The sequence below is a fragment of the Pseudomonas sp. GW822-FHT07A10 genome, from assembly GCF_058798795.1.
The window spans coordinates 183191-204499 of sequence record NZ_JBXAKV010000003.1 but is presented as its reverse complement, the minus strand read 5'-3'; the positions used below and the strand labels follow the sequence as shown (position 1 = coordinate 204499).

Here is a 21309-nt window from a genome sequence, read left to right as displayed (position 1 = left end):
AAGGGCCGGTAACGGGCGAATTGCCGCTGTTGCCGGTGCAGCAGGTGTTTTTCGAACAGGCCATCCCCGAGCGTCAGCACTGGAATCAGGCGGTGATGCTCAAGCCGACGCAAACCCTCGACGCTGCGCTACTTGAGCAGGCGTTGGGCGCACTGGTTACTCACCACGATGGCTTGCGCTTGAGCTTCGTCGAACAGGCGGACGGCTGGCAGGCACAGTACCGTGCGCTGGGCAGCCAGACTGAGGCGCTGGTATGGGCGGTCGACGTCGCCGACGCCACGGCACTGGAAGCGGTGGCCAACGAAGCGCAACGCAGCCTGGACCTGCAACACGGGCCGCTGCTGCGCGCGGTGCTGGCGAACTTCGATGACGGCACTCAGCGGCTGTTGCTGGCGATCCACCATCTGGTGGTGGACGGCGTGTCGTGGCGGATTCTGTTTGACGATCTGCAAACCGCTTACCGTCAGCTGCTGAGCTGCGAGCCCCTGCAATTGCCGGCCAAAACCAGTGCGGCCAAGGTCTGGGCCGAGCACCTGCAAACCTACGCCCGCAGTGCTGAACTGCGCAGCGAACTGGTCTGGTGGCAACAGCAGTTGCACGGCGCCGACGTGGCGTTGCCGGCGGATAATCCCGAGGGCGGGCAGCAGAACAAGCATGCACTGACGGTGCGCACGCAACTGAACAAGGAAATGACCCGGCAACTGCTGCAAGACGCCCCGGCGGCGTATCGCACGCAGGTCAATGACCTGCTGCTGACCGCTCTGGCCCGCGTGATGGTGCGCTGGACCGGGACCGACAGCGCGTTGATCCAGCTCGAAGGCCATGGCCGTGAAGAGCTGTTCGACGGCGTTGACCTGACCCGCACCGTCGGCTGGTTCACCAGCCTGTACCCGGCGAAACTGACGCCGGTCGCTGACCTCGGTGGCTCGCTGAAACAGATCAAGGAACAGCTGCGCACGATCCCGAACAAGGGTCTCGGTTTTGGCGCGCTGGCCCATCTGGGTGACGACGCTGCACGTCAAATCCTCAGCCAATTGCCGGTGCCGTGCCTGACCTTCAATTACCTGGGCCAGTTCGACGGCAGCTTCACCGAAGCCGACGGCGCCTTGTTCGTACCGTGCAGTGACGCGGCCGGCGATGAACTGGATGCTCGTGCGCCATTGGCCAACCAGTTGGCCCTCAATGGTCAGGTGTATGGCGGTGAACTGAACCTGGGCTGGACCTTCAGCCGCGAACGGTTCAATGAAGCGACCATTCAGGCGCTGGCCGACGATTACGCCCAGGAACTGCAAGCGCTGATCGCCCATTGCTGCCGGGCCGGGCAGCACGGCGTCACCCCGTCGGACTTCCCGCTGGCGCGCTTGAGTCAGGCCCAACTGGACGGCTTGCCGCTGGCACCGCAATCGATCGAAGACCTGTATCCGCTGTCGCCGATGCAGCAGGGCATGTTGTTCCATGCCGTGTACCAGGAAACCACCGGCGATTACATCAACCAGATTCGCCTGGACGTGGAAGGGCTCGACCCCGAGCGTTTCCATCAGGCCTGGCAAGCGGCGGTGGAGTCCCACGACATTCTGCGCACGCGCTTTGTCTGGCAGGGCGAACTGGAAAACCCGGTGCAGGTGGTCAGCAAACACGCGCAGATGCCTTACAGCCTGCACGATTTACGCGCCCATCCGCAGCGCGATCAGACCTTGCAGACGCTTGCCGATGCGGAACGCCAAGCCCTCAATTTGAGCGCACCGACCTTGTTGCGACTGGTGATTGCGCGCATCGACGACCACCGTCATCACCTGATCTACACCAACCATCACATCCTCATGGACGGCTGGAGCAATTCGCAGTTGCTCGGCGAAGTGCTGCAGCGTTACAGCGGCCAGTTCAACGGAGCTCACAGCGGACGTTACCGCGATTACATCGCCTGGCTGCAACGCCAGGACGCGGCGGCCAGCGAAGCGTTCTGGACCCCGGCGCTGCTGGCGCTGGAAGAGCCGACGCGCCTGGCCCAGACCGTCGCAGTGCCGCAAGCGTCTACCGAAACCCAAGGTTACGGCGATCACTTCCAGGTGCTGGAGGCCGATCAAACCCTGCGTCTGGGCGAATTCGCCCGGGCCGCGAAAGTCACCGTCAACACGCTGGTACAGGCGGCCTGGTTGCTGTTGCTGCAACGCTACACCGGCAAAACCACCGTGGCCTTCGGCGCGACGGTCGCTGGTCGTCCGGCAGACTTGCCGGGTGTCGAGCAGCAGATCGGGCTGTTCATCAACACCTTGCCGGTGATCGCCAGCCCTCGGGCCGAGCAATCACTAGCGAGCTGGCTGCAAGCGGTGCAAGGGCAAAACCTGGCGTTGCGCGAGTTCGAACACACCGCGCTGTTCGATATTCAGCGCTGGGCCGGGCAGGGCGGTGAAGCGCTGTTCGACAACATTCTGGTGTTCGAGAACTACCCGATTGCCCAGGCTCTGGAGCAGGGCGCCCCGCAAGGGTTGCGTTTTGGTCCGGTGGCCAGCCGCGAGCAGACCAACTATCCGCTGACCCTGCTGGTGAGCCTCGACGCGCAACTGTCGCTGCACTTCAGCTATCAGCGCGGCAGTTTTGCGCAGGCGACAGTGACGCGACTGGCGGCTCATTTGCAGCACCTGTTGAGCCAGATGATCGACGCCGGTGAACGCTGTCTCGGCGAGTTGTTGCTGCTGGATGAAACCGAGCAGCAACAAGTGTTGCTGGATTGGAACCCTGCTGACGAAGGTTTCTCCGATGATCTGTGCATCCATGAGCTGATCGCCAGGCAGGTCGCGGCCATGCCGGATGCGCTGGCGGTGACCTTCGCAACCAAGCAATTGACTTACGCCGAACTCGACAGCCGCGCCAACCAATTCGCCCACAAGCTGATCGAGTTGGGCGTGGGCCCGGAAGTGCGGGTCGGCGTGGCGATGCAACGTTCCGACAGTCTGTTGGTGGCGCTGCTGGCGGTGCTCAAGGCCGGCGGCGCCTATGTGCCGTTGGACCCGGATTATCCGGCCGACCGCGTGGCCTACATGCTCGACGACAGCCGCGCGTTGGTGCTGCTGACCGAGCAGGCTGTTGCGGCAACATTGAGCATCGCTGCCGAGACACAAGTGTTGTTGATGGACAACGCCGAGCCATGGCTGGCTGCTTACCCGAGCAGCGCACCGGTGACCGGCGTCATGCCGGATAACCTGGCCTACGTGATCTACACCTCCGGCTCCACCGGCAAGCCCAAAGGCGTGGCCATCGCCCATCGCAACGTGCTGGCGCTGATCGACTGGTCGCAATCGGTCTACAGCCGCGACGACATTCAGGGTGTGCTGGCTTCGACTTCGGTGTGTTTCGACCTGTCGGTGTGGGAGCTGTTTGTCACCCTGGCCAACGGCGGCTCGCTGATCATCGCCCGCAATGCCCTGGAGCTGCCGCAACTGCCGGCCCGCGATCAGGTGCGCCTGATCAACACTGTGCCGTCGGCGATCAATGCGCTGCACAGTGCCGGGCAGATCCCGCCGAGCGTGCGCGTCATCAACCTCGCCGGTGAGCCGTTGAAGCAATCGCTGGTCGACTCGCTGTATCAGCAGCCGACCGTTGAGCATGTCTACGACCTTTATGGCCCGTCGGAAGACACCACCTATTCCACCTGGACCCGTCGCGAAGCGGGTGGCACGGCGAACATTGGTCGCCCGCTCAAACACACCGCCAGCTATTTGCTGGATGCCGATCTGCAACCGGTGCCGCAGGGCGTATCGGCCGAGCTGTACTTGGCCGGTGCCGGTATCACCCGGGGTTACCTGGGCCGGCCGGGCATGACCGCCGAGAAGTACGTGCCGAACCCGTTCGCCAGCAACGGCGAGCGCCTGTACCGCACCGGCGATTTGACCCGCTATCAGGCCGATGGCGTGCTCGAGTACCGAGGCCGAATCGATCATCAAGTGAAGATTCGCGGCTTCCGCATCGAGCTGGGTGAAATCGAAGCGCGCCTGCTGGAGCAGCCAGCGGTCCGCGAAGTGGCGGTGTTGGCGCAGGAAGCCTTGGGCAATCAGCAACTGGTGGCCTACGTGGTCGCTTCACCACTGGAGCTCGATGATCAGCAGTCCCTACGCGATGAACTCAAGGCACGGCTCAGGGAGTCTTTGCCGGAATTCATGGTCCCGGCGCACCTGCTATTCCTCGAACAATTGCCGCTGACGCCCAACGGCAAGCTCGACCGCAAGGCGTTGCCAACGCTGGAAACCAGCCATTTGCAGGGCCGGTATGTCGCCCCGCAGAGCGAGCGGGAGCGGCAGGTTGCGGCGATCTGGCAGCACGTACTGCAAGTCGAACGTGTCGGCCTGCTGGATCACTTTTTCGAACTGGGCGGCCACTCGTTGCTGGCCGTCAATGTGGTTTCACGCCTGCAACTGGAACTGGGCTTGAAACTGACCCCACAACTGATTTTTCAACACCCCGTACTCACGGATTTCGTCAGCAGTCTGGCAACCGCAGGTGAGCAGGTCGATACGTTGAAACTGAGCAAGCTGGACGCCCTGCTTGACGAAATGGAGGAGGCTTGATGGATACCAATGTCGCTTTGAAGATCGCCCGGCGCTTCATTACTTTGCCGCTCGACAAGCGCAGGGTCTATCTGCAGAAGATGCTCGAGGAGGGCGTTTCACCGGCGAACCTGCCGATTCCCGAAACCCAGTCGCAGTTCGATCCGGTGCCGCTGTCTTTTGCTCAGGAGCGCCAGTGGTTCCTCTGGCAGATGGACCCCGACAGCGCCGCCTACAACATCCCCAGTGCCATGCACTTGCAGGGCGAGCTTGACATCGCGGCGCTCGAACGTGGTTTCAATGCGCTGATTGCCCGTCATCAAAGCCTGCGCACCACGTTCCGGCAGCAGGATGAGCAAGCGGTGCAGGTGATTCATCCGCACATGAACCTGACCGTCGCCGTGCATGAACTGGATGAACGCCCCGATGCCCTGTCGCCAGAGGCACAGATTCAAGCGTTCGTTGCCGAACAGACCGGGCAGCCGTTCGACTTGGTCAACGGGCCGCTGTTGCGCGTCAGCCTCCTGCGCCTTGGCGCGCAGGAGCACGTGCTGACCCTGACCCAGCACCACATCGCCTCGGATGGCGCGTCGATGCGGGTCATGGTCGATGAACTGCTGCAACTGTACGGCGCCTACCGCCAGGGCCATGAACTCGATTTGCCGCCACTGTCGATCCAGTACGCCGACTATGGCATCTGGCAACGGCACTGGATGGAAGCCGGGGAGCGCGAGCGGCAACTGGACTACTGGCAGGCGCACTTGGGCAGCGAACATCCGGTGCTGGAGTTGCCCACCGATTACCCGCGTCCGGCGGTGCAGAGCCTGCGTGGCGCCCGTCATGAGCTGGCATTGCCGCCAGCACTGGGCGAGCGCCTGAGGGCCTTGGCCAAAAGCGAAAACGTCACCCTGTTCATGCTGTTGCTGGCGTCGTTCCAGACCTTGTTGCATCGCTACAGTGGCCAGGCCGAGATTCGCGTCGGCGTGCCCACCGCTAACCGCAACCGGGTCGAGACCGAGCGGCTGATCGGCTTCTTCGTCAACACCCAGGTGCTCAAGACCGAGTTCGATGCTCAGGCCACGTTCAGCACGCTGCTGGCCCGGGTCAAGCAGACCGCGATGGCCGCCCAGGCGCATCAGGACCTGCCTTTCGAGCAATTGGTCGAGGCCTTGCAGCCGGAACGCAGCCTGAGCTACAGCCCGCTGTTCCAGGTCATGTACAACCACCAGAGCACCGGCGCCAGCCAAAGCCGCCAGGGCACGGGCGAGTCGGCGCTGACGATCCGCCACTTGCATCAGCCCTCGCGCACCGCGCAATTCGACCTGACCCTGGAAACCTTCGACGGCCCCGAGGGCCTCGGCGCACAGCTGACCTATGCCACCGACCTGTTTGACGGCGCGACCATCGAGCGTCTGGCACGGCATTGGCAAAACCTGTTGGGCAGCCTGGTTGCCGATCCGCAGCAACGGGTGGGCGAACTGGCGTTGCTCGACGAAACCGAACAGCAGCAGGTGCTGGTCGACTGGAACCGCAGCACCGCCGAATACCCGACCGACCGCTGCATTCATCAATTGATCGAAGCCCAAGCGCTGCGCACGCCAGAGGCCACGGCGCTGGTGTTCGACGGGCAATCCCTGAGTTATGCACAACTCAATCGCCAGGCCAACCAGTTGGCCCATCGGCTGATCGAACGGGGCGTCGGCCCGGATCAGTTGGTCGGTATCGCCATCGACCGCAGCCTGGAAATGCTGATCGGGCTGTTGGCGATTCTCAAGGCGGGCGGTGCCTATGTGCCGCTGGACCCGCAATACCCTGAAGACCGTCTGGCGCACATGATCGAGGACAGCGGTTTGCAACTGCTGCTGACCCAGGCGCATTTGACCGGGCAACTGCCGATTCCGGCCGGCGTGCAGACCCTGTTGCTCGACCCGCAAGGCGAACACGCTCGCTGTTACAGCGAAGCCGATCCGCAGGTAGCGCTCAGCGGTGAACACCTGGCGTATGCGATTTACACCTCCGGTTCCACCGGCAAGCCCAAAGGGGTGATGGTGCGCCATCAGGCGCTGGTGAACTTCGTGGTGAGCATGGTCAAGGCGCCGGGCATTGAAGCCCGGGACCGCATGCTGTCGCTGACCACGTTCTCGTTCGATATTTTCGGCCTGGAAATCTACGGCCCGCTGCTCAGCGGTGCCCGCGTGGTGCTGGTGGACAAGCACACAGCCCAGGATCCGCAAGCGCTGCTGGAGATGATCCGGCAGCAGCAAGTCACGGTGGTGCAAGCCACGCCGTCGACCTGGCGCATGCTGCTCGACCATGAACAGGCGCCCACCCTCCAGGGTTGTAAATTCCTCTGCGGTGGCGAAGCGCTGGCCGATGACCTGGCCCACCGCATGCTCGGCCTGGCGGGGCAGGTCTGGAACCTTTATGGCCCGACCGAAACCACCATCTGGTCGGCGGCCTGGCAGCTGACCCGCGAGCAGCGCCAGCCGTACCTGGGCAAACCGATTGCCAACACCACGCTGTACATTTTGGGCGATGACCTGGCACCGAACCCGGCGGGCTCGATTGGCGAACTGCTGATCGGCGGCGACGGCCTGGCCCGTGGGTATCACGACCGAGCGGCGATGACCGCCGAGCGCTTCCTGCCCGACCCGTTCGGTAACGGCGCGCGGCTGTACCGCACCGGCGACCTGGCGCGCCATCGTCACGACGGCGTGCTCGAATACATGGGGCGCATCGACCATCAAGTGAAGATCCGCGGTTTCCGCATCGAACTGGGTGAAATCGAAGCGCGTTTGCTGGAGCAGCCAGCAGTCCGCGAAGTCGCGGTACTGGCGCAGGACGCCTTGGGCAGCCAGCAACTGGTGGCCTATGTGGTCGCACCGCAACTGGACCTCGATGCCGCCGACGATCAACTGCGTCTGCGCGATGAACTCAAGGCGCGGCTCAAGGAGTGCCTGCCGGAATTCATGGTCCCGGCGCACCTGCTGTTCCTCGCCAGCCTGCCGCTGACACCTAACGGCAAACTCAATCGCAAGGCGTTGCCAGCGGTGGACGCGAGCCAGTTGCAGGCGCGTTATGTCGCCCCACAGAGCAAACGGCAACAGCAAGTCGCCGCCATCTGGCAAGACGTGCTGAAGCTGGATCGCGTGGGCCTGACCGACAACTTTTTCGAGCTGGGCGGGCACTCCCTGTTGGTGACCCAAGTGGTGTCCCGGGTGCGGCGGGTGCTGGACATCCAGGTGCCGTTGCGCAGCCTGTTCGAGCACAGCACCCTGGAGGATTTCGTCCAGGCATTGGGCGCCGAACCGGGCGAACAGTCACCGCCGATGACCCGGGTCGACCGTGACCAACCGCTGGCGCTGTCCTTTGCCCAGGAGCGCCAATGGTTCCTGTGGAAAATGGACCCCGACAGCGCCGCCTACAACATCCCGACCGCGCTGCGGATGCGCGGCGCGCTGGACAAAAACGCCCTGCAATGCAGCTTCCAGGCATTGGTGGAGCGCCACGAAAGTTTGCGCACGGCATTCGTCGAGGAAGATGGCCGCACCTGGCAGGTGATCCGCCCGCAAGGCCGCATCAGTTTTGTCGAGCAACGTCTGGCTGCCAGCGATGAAGCGAGCATCAAGGCCTTCGTTGAACAGGAGACGCAACGTCCGTTCGATGTACTCGACGGCTCGTTGGTGCGCTTCGTTCTGCTGCAGGTGGGCGAGCAGGATCACGTGCTGATTCTGACCCTGCACCACATCGTCTCCGACGCCTGGTCGTTGCAGGTGATGATCGACGATTTGATGGCCCTGTATGCGGCGATCAGCCAGGGCCGGCCGGCCGAACTGCCGCCATTGCCGGTGCAGTACGCCGACTACGCGGTGTGGCAGCGTCAGTGGATGGCCGCCGGCGAACGGGATCGGCAGTTGGCCTACTGGCGCGAAAAACTGGGCAGCGAACAGCCGCTGCTGGAGCTGCCATTGGATCATCCGCGCCCGGCGCAGCAAAGTTTCCGTGGCGCGCGTCTGCCGATCACCCTCGACGAATCCCTGAGCAATGCCCTGAAGGCCTTGGCCCGGCGCGAAAACGTCACGCTGTTCATGCTGTTGCTCGGCTCGTTCCAGACCTTGCTGCATCGCTACAGCGGCCAGGCCGATATCCGCGTCGGCGTGCCGATTGCCAACCGTAATAGGCTGGAAACCGAGCGTCTGATCGGCTTCTTCGTCAACACTCAAGTGCTGCGCGCCGAGTTTGACGGCCAGCTGACGGGCGCTCAATTGCTGCAACAGGTGAAGCAGACGGCCATGGCGGCGCAGATGCATCAGGACCTGCCGTTCGAGCAACTGGTCGATGCGCTGCAACCGCAACGCAACCTGAGCCACAGCCCGTTGTTCCAGGCGATGTTCAACCATCGCAGCGAAGCGGCCTCAACGCTGGCCGAATCCTTGCCGGGCATCGAGCTGGTAAACCTCAGTTGGGAACACCGCACCGCGCAGTTCGACCTGACCCTGGACACCAGTGATAACCCGCAAGGCCTGGACGCGTCGCTGACCTACGCCACTGATTTGTTCGAGCCATCGACCATCGAGCGCATGGGCCGGCACTGGCTGAATCTGTTGCAGGGCCTGGTCGAGAACATCCACCGCCCGGTCGGGCAATTGGCATTGCTCGATGAGCGGGAGCGGCAACTGACGGTCGTCGACTGGAACGCCACCGCCGTCGACTACCCGTTGCATCGCAGCGTGCAGGCGCTGATCGAAGAGCAGGTCGGTAAAACCCCGCAGGCGTGTGCGCTGGTGTTTGCCGAGCAACGCTTGAGCTACGCCGAGCTCAATGGCCGCGCCAATCAACTGGCTCACGTGCTGATCGAGCAGGGCGTCGGCCCGGATGTACTGGTGGGCATCGCGGTCGAGCGGTCGGTGGAAATGGTCGTGGGCCTGCTGGCGATTCTCAAGGCCGGCGGTGCCTATTTGCCGTTGGACCCGGAATACCCGCAGGAACGCCTGGCCTACATGTTTGAAGACAGCGGCATCCAATTGCTGCTGACTCAGAGCCATTTGCTTGAGCAATTACCGATTCCGGCCGGCATTCGCAGCCTGGTGCTGGATCAGGACGGCGACTGGCTGGAAGGCCGCAGCGATGCCAACCCTGGCGTTGATCTCGACGGGGAAAACCTTGCCTATGTGATCTACACCTCGGGCTCCACCGGCAAACCGAAAGGCGCGGGCAACCGTCATTCGGCACTGGTCAATCGTCTGTGCTGGATGCAACAGGCCTATCGGCTCGACGCCACGGACAGCGTGTTGCAAAAAACGCCGTTCAGTTTTGACGTGTCGGTCTGGGAGTTCTTCTGGCCGCTGCTGACCGGTTCGACCCTGGTGGTGGCCGCGCCGGGTATTCATCGTGATCCGGCGCAGTTGATCGAGCTGATCACCGCGCAACGCATCACCACGCTGCACTTCGTGCCGTCGATGTTGCAGGCGTTCCTGCAAGACCCTTCGGTGGGCCAGTGCGCCAGCCTGACCCGGATCGTCTGCAGTGGTGAAGCCCTGCAAGTGGATGCGCAGCAGCAAGTGTTTGCCAAGCTGCCGAATGCCGGTTTGTACAACCTCTACGGCCCGACGGAAGCGGCCATCGACGTCACGCACTGGACGTGCATCGAGGAAGGGCGCGACAGCGTGCCGATCGGCCGGCCGATCGCCAACCTGGGCACTTACATTCTCGATCACGAGTTGTCGCCGGTGCCGGTGGGCGTGATTGGTGAGTTGTACCTGGGCGGCGAAGGCCTGGCCCGGGGTTATCACCGTCGCCCATCGCTCACGGCAGAGCGCTTCGCGACCAGCCCGTTCGGTGACGGCCAGCGTCTGTACCGCACCGGCGACCTGGCGCGTTATCGCGCCGACGGGGTGATCGAATACGCCGGGCGCATGGACCATCAGGTGAAAATCCGTGGCCTGCGCATCGAATTGGGCGAGATCGAAGCGCGCCTGGCTGAACACGCCGAAGTCCGTGAAACCGTGGTCATCGCCCAGGACGGCACGCTGCTGGTGGCGTATGTGGTGCCGGCCCGCGACGCATTGCTGCATGCCGACGATGAAACTCGCAACGCCTTGCAGCGCAGTCTCAAGGAACACCTGAGCCAGACATTGCCGGACTACATGGTCCCGCAGCATTGGCTGTGGCTGGAAAAAATGCCGGTCAGCCCCAACGGCAAACTGGAACGCAAAGCGTTGCCCAAGGCCGACACCACGGCCAGCGGCAAGGCTTACACCGCCCCGACCAGCGCTATCGAACAAGCGCTGGTGGAGATCTGGCAAAGCGTGTTGGGGCGGCCGCAGGTAGGGATCAGCGACAACTTCTTCGAGCTGGGCGGCGATTCGATCATCTCGATCCAGGTGGTCAGCCGGGCGCGTCAGGCGGGGATTCATTTCAGCCCCAAAGACCTGTTCCTGCACCAGAACGTGCAAAGCCTCGCGGCGGTGGCGAAGGTCGGCGACAGTGGCTTGCGCATCGACCAGGGCCCGGTCACTGGCGATACGCCGTTGCTGCCATTCCAGCAGTTGTTCTTTGAACGCGAGATGGCCGAGCCGCACCACTGGAACCAGTCGGTGCTGCTCAAGTCCGCCAAACCTCTGCACGCCGAACACCTGGAGCGTGCGTTGCAGGCACTGGTCAGCCATCACGACGCGTTGCGTCTGGCCTTCACCCGTCAGGGTAATAAATGGACCGCGCAGCATCGCTCCCTGGCCGAGCAACAGGCGCTCTGGCAACAGTCGCCGCTGCTGTGGACCGCCGAGGTTGCCGATGCGGCGGCACTCGAACAGTTGGGCGAACAGGCACAGCGTAGCCTCGAACTGGCGAGCGGTAATCTGCTGCGCGCGGTGCTGGCGAACATGGCCGATGGCAGCCAGCGACTGTTGCTGGTGATCCATCACCTGGTGGTCGACGGCGTGTCCTGGCGCATTCTGCTTGAAGACCTGCAACAGACCTATGAGCAGTTGCAGGCCGGCCAAACGCTCACATTGCCGGCCAAGACCAGCGCCACCCAGGCCTGGGCGCGACGCTTGCAACAGCATGCTGACAGCCCGGCGATGCAGGCTCAGCTGAGGTTCTGGCAAGAGCAATTGCAGGATGCGCGCAATGACTTGCCCTGCGATCGACCCCAGGGCGAGTTGCATAACCGCCACGCCTTGCATGCGCACACCCGACTGGACAAACAGCAAACCCGCCAGCTGCTGCAGGAGGCACCGGCGGCCTATCGCACGCAGGTCAATGACCTGTTGCTGACGGCGCTGGCGCGGGTGATTGCGGACTGGACGGGTGAAGCCTCGACCCTGATCCAGCTTGAGGGCCATGGTCGCGAAGCGCTGTTCGACGAGCTCGATTTGAGCCGCAGCGTGGGTTGGTTCACCAGTCTGTTCCCGGTACGGCTGACCCCGGCGAGCACGCCGCAGGACTCGATCAAGACGATCAAAGAACAACTGCGGGCGATCCCCGATAAAGGCCTGGGCTTTGGCGCGCTGCGCTACCTGGGCAACGACCGCACCCGCCAGGTGCTGCAAGCCTTGCCCGTGCCGCGCATTACCTTCAACTACCTGGGCCAGTTCGATGCCGGGTTTGGCGACGAGGCGGGCGCACTGTTCACCCCGGCCAGCGAATCGGCGGGCGCGGAGCAAAGTCCGCTGGCACCGCTGGACAACTGGCTGACCCTCAATGGCCGGGTGTATGGCGGCGAATTGAGTATTGGCTGGACGTTCAGCGGGCAGATGTTCGATCCGTCGACCATCGAGCGATTGGCGCAGGCTTATGCGCGGGAACTGGGGCTGTTGATCGAGCACTGCTGTGAGGCTCGGCATCAGGGCCTGACGCCGTCGGACTTCCCGCTGGCCGGGTTGACGCAACACCAGCTCGATGCGTTGCCCGTGACGCCACGCCAGGTCGAAGACATTTACCCGCTGTCACCGATGCAGCAAGGCATGCTGTTCCACACCCTCTACGAGCAGCAGGCCGGCGATTACATCAATCAGCTGTGCGTGGATGTCGAAGGCTTGAACGTCGAGCGTTTCCGCGAGGCCTGGCAAGCGGCAATGGATGCGCACGATGTGCTGCGCAGCAGTTTTGTCTGGGACGGTGAGTTCAAGCGTCCGTTGCAGGTGGTTCACAAGCAACTGGCCGTGCCGTTCACCTTCCATGACTGGCGCGACCACAGCGATGTGGCCCTGGCGCTCAGCGAACTGGCGGCCGCGCAGCGCCAGCAGGGTTTTGACCTTGCCGCCGCACCGTTGCTGAACCTGACGGTGGTGCGTCTCGACAACGCGCGTTTTCACCTGATCTACACCAGCCATCACATCTTGATGGACGGCTGGAGCAATTCGCAGCTGCTCGGGGAAGTGCTGCAACGCTACAGCGGCCAGGTGCCGACGAACACGGCGGGGCGTTATCGCGACTACATCGAATGGCTGACGCAACAGGACGCGCAGGTCACCGAAGGTTTCTGGAAGGGCCAGTTGGCCGTGTTCGATGAGCCGACCCGGTTGGCCAAAGCGCTGGTGTGGACCGGCAGCGATGCGGCCAACACCGCTCAAGGCGAGCACTTCCTGACCCTGGACCAGGCGCAGACCGCCGGGCTCAATGGCTTTGCGCGGGAACAGAAAGTCACCCTCAACACCCTGGTGCAGGCAGCCTGGCTGCTGTTGTTGCAACGCTATACCGGGCTGGACACGGTCAGCTTCGGCGCCACGGTGTCCGGACGTCCGGCGCAACTGGCCGGGGTCGAACAGCAGATCGGCCTGTTCATCAACACTTTGCCGGTGGTCGCCAGCCCACGGGCCGAACAGCCGTTGGCGCAGTGGCTGCAACAGGTGCAGGCGCAGAACCTGGCCTTGCGTGAGCAAGAACACACCGCGCTGTTCGACATCCAGCGTTGGGCCGGGCAGGGCGGCGAAGCCCTGTTCGACAACATTCTGGTGTTCGAGAACTACCCGATCTCCGAAGCCCTGCAACAGGGCGCACCGCAAGATCTGCGCTTCGGTGAAGTGGGTAACTTCGAGCAAACCAATTACCCGTTGACCTTGTCGGCGAACCTCGGCGCCGAGTTGTCGTTTCAACTGAGTTTCGATCGTCAGCAGTTCGATGACGCTGCGATTGAACAACTGGCCGGGCATCTCGCGCACCTGCTGTTGCAGATGGTCGAGGCACCTGCCGCCAGTGCCGTGGGCGATCTGGCCCTGGTCTCGACCGCTGTGCGCGAGCCGCTGGCGCTGCCGGTCGATGAGGTGTGCGTGCAGCGTTTGTTTGAACGGCAAGCCGAACGCACGCCGCACGCGCTGGCGTTGATTTTCGACGAGCAACGCCTGAGTTATGCCCAGCTCAATGACCAGGCCAACCAATTGGCCCGCGTGCTGCTGCAACACGGCGTCGGCCCCGAAGTGCTGGTGGGCATTGCGGTCGAGCGTTCGACGCAGATGATCATCAGCCTGCTGGCGGTGCTCAAGGCCGGTGGCGCCTACGTGCCGTTGGACCCGGAGTACCCGGCCGAGCGACTGGGCGCGATGATCGAGGACAGCGGTCTGCGTGTGCTGTTGACCCAAAGCCACCTCGCGCCGAAGTTGCCAGAAGCTGCGGGCGTGACCGTCCTGAGCCTGGATCAACTGGATTATCCGACCCAGACCGACAATCTGCCGCAGCGCAGCGGCCCGCAAAACCTGGCGTATGTGATGTTCACCTCGGGCTCCACCGGGCGCCCGAAAGGGGTCGGCATCACTCAATCGGCGCTGACCCGTCATGCCCGGGTGGCCCTGGATTTCCTCGGCCTCACGCCGCAGGACCGCTCGCTGCAATTTGCCACGTTCAACTTCGATGCCTTTGTCGAGCAGCTTTACCCGGCACTGATTTGCGGTGCCTCGGTGGTGCTGCGCGGGCCGGACATCTGGGACAGCGAGACCTGGTATCGCGAATTGCGCGACAAGCAGTTCAGCGTCAGCGACCTCACCACTGCCTACTGGAATATGTTGGCCAAGGACCTCGCGGCGGCGGGTCATCGTGACTATGGCGCGTTGCGCCAGGTGATCGTCGGTGGCGAAGCCATGCCGCCGGAAGGTGTTGCCGCCTGGGGCCAGGCCGGGCTGGGCCATGTGCGCCTGCTGAACACCTACGGCCCGACCGAAGCCACGGTCAGCGCCACGCTGCTCGATTGCAGCGACTACGTGTCCGGCCGCAACCCGTTGCCGGTGACCATGCCGATTGGCCGGGCGTTGGGCGGTCGGGCGATTCATGTACTCGACACCCAGGGCCAACCGGCGCCGGTCGGTGTGGTCGGTGAACTGGTGATTGGCGGTGAGCTGCTCGCACGGGGCTACTTCCAGCGCCCGGAATTGACCGCCGAACGCTTCATTCCTGACCCGTTCGATCCACTGGGCGGTGGCCGCGTGTACCGCACCGGCGACCTCGCGCGTTATCGCGCCGACGGCGTGATTGAGTACGTCGGGCGGGTCGATCATCAAGTGAAGATTCGTGGATTGCGCATCGAGCTCGGTGAAATAGAAACCCATCTGCTGCGGGTTCCTGCGGTGCGTCAGGCACTGGTGGTGGCGCAACCGGGCGCCATCGGTCAGCAATTGGTGGCGTACGTGGTGTTCGACGATCCGGCGCAAGCCAGCGCCGATTCGACCACGCTGGCGGCGTTGCGCGATGACATCAAGGCACGCCTGAAGGCCAGCCTGCCGGATTACATGGTTCCGGCCCATGTGCTGTTCCTCGAAAACCTGCCCCTGAGCCCGAATGGCAAGATCGATCGCAAGGCCTTGCCGGGCGTCGATGCCAGTCTGCTGGCGTCGGACTTTGTCGCGCCTGAAGGTGCATTGGAACAGCAGATCGCTACGGTCTGGCAGGACGTGCTGGAACTGCAACAGGTCGGCCGCGACGATCACTTTTTCGAACTGGGCGGGCACTCCCTGCTCGCGACGCAAGCAGTCTCGCGCCTGCGCAAACTCACGGCCTGTACGTTGAGCCTGCGCGACCTGTTCAACCATCCGCGACTCAAGGACCTGGCGGCGTGGATCGCGCAGCAGGGCACACTTGAGCCGAACGGCCACGGTGTGGTGCTCAAGGCCCATGGCACCCGGCACAGCGCACCGTTGTCGCTGGTGCAGCGTCGCTTGTGGATCGCCGAGCAATTGTCCGGCGGCACCGCGGCCTATGGCATGCCGATGGCCTTGCGTTTGCGCGGTGAGTTGTCGGTGGAACGACTGATCAGCAGTTTCGCCGAGGTGGTGCGTCGCCATGAAGTGCTGCGCACCGCGTATACCCAGGACGATGAAGGTGACCCGATTGCCGTGATCGCCGAGCAGGTTGAACTGGATTTCCCGGTGATCGATTTGTCCGGTCTGTCCCGCAGTGCCCAGGAAGAATGGGTGGCACAAGCGGCACTGGAAAACGCGCGCACGCCGATTGATATGGAACACGCACCGCTGTTGCGTGGGCGGATCCTGCACCTGGGGCCGACCGAGCATGTGATGCTTTATGCGATGCACCACATCATTTCCGATGGTTGGTCGATGGGCTTGCTGGTCAACGAACTGGTGCAGATTTACCACCGCACCAAGGCCGGTGACCTGACCCCGTTGCCGGCGCTGGAGGTGCAGTATTCCGACTTCGCGCTGTGGCAGCAGGAGCTGGAACAGCAAGGCGTGCTGGCGCGTCAGGCCGAGTACTGGAAAGCGCGGCTCGCGGGCTATGACGGGCAACTGAAGTTGCCATCGGACAACCCCCGTGGCTTGACACCGTCCTATGCGGGTGACTCGGTGCAGTTCCAGCTCACCACGCCACTCAGCACGGCCTTGCGCCAGTTGTCGATGGACGCGGGCGTCACGCTGTACAGCACGCTGCTGGCGTCGTTCCAGGTGTTGTTGCACCAGGTCAGCGGCGTTGCGGATGTGTTGGTCGGTGCCGACGTGGCCGGGCGTGAACAGCCGGAGCTTGAACGGTTGATCGGCTTCTTCGTCAACGTCTTGCCGTTGCGTTCGCAGTTCGACGCCGCCACACCGTTCGCCCGATTCCTGGGCCAGACCCAGGAATCCCTGCTCAGTGCCCTCGAGCATCAGGACCTGCCGTTCGACATGATCGTCGACGCCTCGGACGTGCCGCGGCACAAGGGCATGAACCCGCTGGTGCAAGTGTTGTTCGTGATGAACAACCTGCCGGGACGCACCCAGGCCATGGGCGGTTTGAGCGTGGAATCGCTGCCGGCGCTGGAGACCCATTCTAAATTCGACATGGCGTTGTTCGTTGACGATGAAGCAGGGCAATTGCTGGGTAATTGGCAATTCGCCACAACCTTGTTCGGACACGAGCGCATCCAGCACCTGGTGAAGGCCTGGATAGCCCTGTTGGAACAGATCGTCGCTGATCAGGACATTCTATTGGGAGCTATCAGCATGCCAGTCGACAATTTAGCGGTGGCCGCCAAGCCTGCCGTCCCCGGACCCAAGGCCGACAAACTCGGCAAGTTCCTCAAGCGCGGCGCCGCCCCGGCGGCCAAGGCCCGACCGGCGCCGATCCGCGAATCGCTGATCGCCGCGCCACAGCCGTTCCCGCTGCTGCTGGAACCGAACGAGCCGCACCTGGACTTGATCGAGTGGATCAACAACAACCGGCCGCTGATCGAAGAAAAACTCGCCAGGCATGCCGGGATTCTGTTCCGTGGTTTCGAACTGGATGGCATTCAAGGCTTCGAGGCGTTTGCCGAAGCGATCCAGCCAGGGCTTTACGGCCAGTACGGCGATCTGCCGAAGAAAGAGGGCGGCAAGAACACCTACCGCTCCACGCCGTACCCGGAACGCAAGATGATCCTGTTCCATAACGAGAGCTCCCATCAGGATCGCTGGCCGCGCAAGCAGATGTTCTATTGCGAGCAAGCCGCGTCCATTGGCGGTGCGACTCCAGTGGTGGATTGCCGGTTGATGTACGAAAAACTGCCGGCGGACCTGCGGGACAAGTTCGAGGAAAAAGGCCTGCTTTACGTGCGCACCTTCACCGACAACCTCGACGTGTCCTGGCAGCATTTCTTCAAGACTGAAGACCGTGCCGAGGTGGAGGCCCGTTGCCGGGCCGGTGGCATCGAATGGCGCTGGCTCGACAACAACGAATTGCAAACCCGCACCCCAGGCCCGGCCATCATTCGTCACCCGGTGACCGGCGCCAAATCGTTCTTCAACCAGGTGCAACTGCATCACATCTATTGGCTGGAGCCGGACGTGCGGGAAGACCTGTTGTCGATGTTCGGCCTGGACCGCTTACCGCGCCATGTGTTCTACGGCGATGGCACGCCGATCGAAGACGAAGTGATGCAACGCATCGGTGACTTGTACGAAGAATGCGCGGTGCGTTTCGACTGGCAAAAAGGCGACGCCATCCTGCTCGACAACATGCTGGTGGCCCACGCCCGTGATCCGTTCGAAGGCCCGCGCAAGATTGTCGTGGCCATGGGCGACATGTTCGACCGCAGCGCCCTTGAACGCGTAATGAACACCGAGGAAACCGGAGCATGAACGAGGTATCGATGGACCAGCAGGACCTGGGTTACGCCTTGACGCCTGAACAGCAACGGTTGCTGGAGCAGTTGCCCAAGGCCCCGGCCTGTGGTGATGCGCTGCATTTCCTCGAGGTCGAGATCAGCGGCGCCCTCGATCCGCAACGGGTGCAAAACGCACTGGATCGCTTGCTGGCGCAACAGCCGATGCTGGTTGCGCGGCTGGGCAAGGCGCCGGGTTTCCATGGTGTCCGGCAGTTCGTCGGGGGGGCGGAGCGCTTCCCGCTGAGCGTGCAGGCGAGGGTCGATACCCCGGCCGGTATTCAGGCTCAGCTCAGCGAATGGGCGGAACGTGCTTTTGTCGTCGGTGAATCCGAGGGCGCGCAAGCGGTGCTCTATCGCCTGGCCGATGATCAATGGAAATTGGTCTTGGGCCTGGCCCGGCACAGCCTCGATCAAAGCGGCGCGCGGTTGCTGTATCAGCAATTGGTACGGGCCTATGGGCAATCAACGGCGGCGGACGATGATGAAAAGACCGGTGAATTCACCCAATACCTGGAATGGCGCAGTGAAGTGGTGCTCGACGAAGACGCGGCCGGCGCACGTATCTACTGGCAGGAACACCTGCAAGGCGCCGATCCCGATTTGAGTACCCCGTGGCTGGCCTATCGCGACGGGAATCCTGGATTGTCGTCGGTCACTGAATCGCTGGCGCTCACGCTCGATCCGGCACTGCGCAGCGGTTTGCAGCAAGTGGCCGGGACGTTGGAGCAATCGCCGAGTGTGGTGCTGCAAGCGGCCTGGTGGCTGTTGCTGGGTCGGCTCAGTGGGCATCAACAGGTGCTGGTCGGTGTGCGGCATGACAGTCGCGAAGATTACCAATACTTCAGCGATGCCGTGGGCGTGTTCGAGAAAACCCTGCCGCTGAACCTGTCACTGACGGCGAACGCAGGGTTCAGCACCTGGGTGGCGGCGTTGGCGGCGCGTCTGGATGAGCACCGTACGTGGCAGGAATACTGGGCGCCTGAACTGGCGCCGACGGCGGCTCGCCCGGCGTATGGTTTTGCCGTGTGCCGGGCCATGCAAGCCCCGACGTCCGCTGATCTGCAATGGACTCCGCGTTCGGCAGTGCGCGAAGCACTGTTTGAATTAATGCTTGAACTGGAAACGGACGAGGCGGGCAACGCCCACGCGTTCCACCTGCATTACAACGCGTCCCGTTACTCGGTCCAGGCGATGGAAGGGTTGCTGGCGCAGTTGCGCGTATTGCTGGAAAACATCGTTGCCAATCTTCACGCCGAACTCGGTCAACTGAAGGTGTTGGGAGCCGCCGAACAACAGCGCTTGCTGTCGATCAACCCGCCAGCGCGAGCACGGGTCGATAGCCGGTTCTTGCCGCAGCGCATTGCCGACTGGGCTCGGACCACGCCGCAAGCTATCGCCCTGACTGACGGCGATCAACGCCTGAGTTACGGGCAGTTGCAGGCGAAGGTCGAGGTGTTGGCCCAGGCATTAAAAGCCCAGGGCATGGCGCCGGGGGCTATCGTCGCGCTGGCCTTGCCACGCTCGGCGGAGCTGGTGATCGCCATGCTCGCGGCGTGGCGTATCGGCGCGGCGTACCTGCCGCTGGACCCGCAATGGCCGCAAGCCCGTCAAGCCTTGATGCTGGAACAGGCCGGCGCTGCGTTGCTGCTGGTGGACGCCGGGCACATCGCGCAATGGCACGATTATCCGTTGCCTCTGGCGACCGTGGATCGTGTGCTGCAATCGACCCCGGCGAGCACGTCGGCCATCATCCTAGACACACAGGGCGATCAGGCGGCGTACGTGCTGTTCACCTCCGGCTCCACCGGTATGCCGAAAGGCGTGGTCATCGAGCATCGGCAATTACTTAATTACACCGCTCACGTCAGCCAGGCCCTGGGGCTGGATCAATGCCAGCAGTTCGGCTTTACCTCCACGGTGGCGGCGGACCTGGGCAACACGGCGCTGTTCGGCGCCTTGTTCAACGGCGCCGCGCTGCATGTGGCCAGCGATGAGCAAATGCAGGACGGCAATTTGTTTGCCGATTTCCTGCAACGGCAGGCCATCGATTGCCTGAAGATCGTTCCGTCGCACCTGGCCGCGCTGCTCGACAGCGAACGCGCGCAACTGCCGCGCACGCTGGTGCTGGGCGGCGAGCCGATTGCCCAGGGATTGGTGCAACGGATCGCCGGTTTGCGCAGTGATTGCCGGGTGTTCAATCACTACGGCCCGACCGAGGCCACGGTCGGCGTGCTGGTTCATCCGCTGCATCTGGAGGCGGCGGTGCCTGACGCCGGCGTTCTGTCCCGGGTGTTGGGCAACAATCAGGTGTTTGTACTCGACGATAACCTGCAACTGGCCCCGGTCGGTGTGCTGGGCGAGTTGTACCTCGGCGGCGCGCAGTTGTGTCGCGGCTACGTGAATGTCGAGGCCGATTCGCAAGTGTTCATCCAGAGCCCGTTCAATCCGCAGGAGCGCCTGTACCGCACCGGCGACCTGGCCCGCTATCGCCCGGATCTGGCGATTGCGTTGCACGGTCGGCGCGATCAGCAAATCAAGGTGCGGGGTTTCCGTATCGAACTGGCAGAGATCGAAACCGAGTTACTGCGTGTGCCGCAGGTCGCGCAAGCACTGGTGTTGCCGGGGCCGTCCGCGCAAGACGGGATGCTCGCGTTCATCGTGCCGCATCAGGCGCCTTCGGCGACTTTACTCGATGCCGTTCGCGACGAACTGGCGCGGCGTCTGCCCAGTGTGATGCTGCCGCAGCACTTGCAGTTGATCGACAGCTTCCCGCGACTGGCCAACGGCAAGGTTGACCGCAAGGCCTTGCAACAACTCGCGTCTACCTCGGCTGACGATGAAGGCATGCAGCCCCGCGATGCTCTTGAGCAACTGCTGGTGACGCGCATGGCGCAGTTGCTGGGGGTTGAGCGTCTGGGTATCGACCGGGACTTTTTCGCCGCTGGGGGCCATTCCTTGCTGGTGATCAAACTGGTGGCCGGCATTCGCAAGTTGTTGCAGTGCGAAATCCAGCCGGGCGTGGTGTTTGACCATCCGACCGTGGCGGGTCTGGCGGCGGTGTTGCGCTCCCGGGAAAGCAGTCCGGGTCAGTTGGAGAAAATCGCCCAGGCGCGGTTGCGTCTGGACAATATGAGCCCCGAAGAAAAAGCGTTACTCACCGAAAAAGCCCGGCAACTGCAAAACGCCAAGGCTGCACAAAACGGTTGA

Annotated in this window: 3 protein-coding genes (1 of these 3 running past the window's edge); all 3 read left to right on the top strand. The window is 63.1% G+C overall.

Annotated elements, in window-relative coordinates:
• Tightly spaced (each overlapping or abutting the next), the 3 genes in view from AC1RL4_RS07295 to AC1RL4_RS07285 form a layout consistent with a single transcriptional unit that may run on beyond the window.
• Positions 1-4562, top strand: the final stretch of a protein-coding gene (locus AC1RL4_RS07295) for a non-ribosomal peptide synthetase (protein ID WP_230174115.1). Its footprint begins 7807 nt before the window's first position; only the last 4562 of its 12369 coding nucleotides appear in the window; the start codon falls outside the window, past its left edge; it ends in the stop codon at positions 4560-4562.
• Entirely contained in the window at positions 4562-18076 is a 13515-nt protein-coding gene (locus tag AC1RL4_RS07290; protein ID WP_230174113.1) for a non-ribosomal peptide synthase/polyketide synthase, read from the top strand. Before AC1RL4_RS07295 ends, AC1RL4_RS07290 begins: the two co-directional genes overlap by 1 nt.
• Entirely contained in the window at positions 18073-21309 is a 3237-nt protein-coding gene (locus AC1RL4_RS07285) for a non-ribosomal peptide synthetase (RefSeq protein ID WP_230174111.1), read from the top strand. The genes AC1RL4_RS07290 and AC1RL4_RS07285 overlap by 4 nt, the downstream gene beginning before the upstream one ends.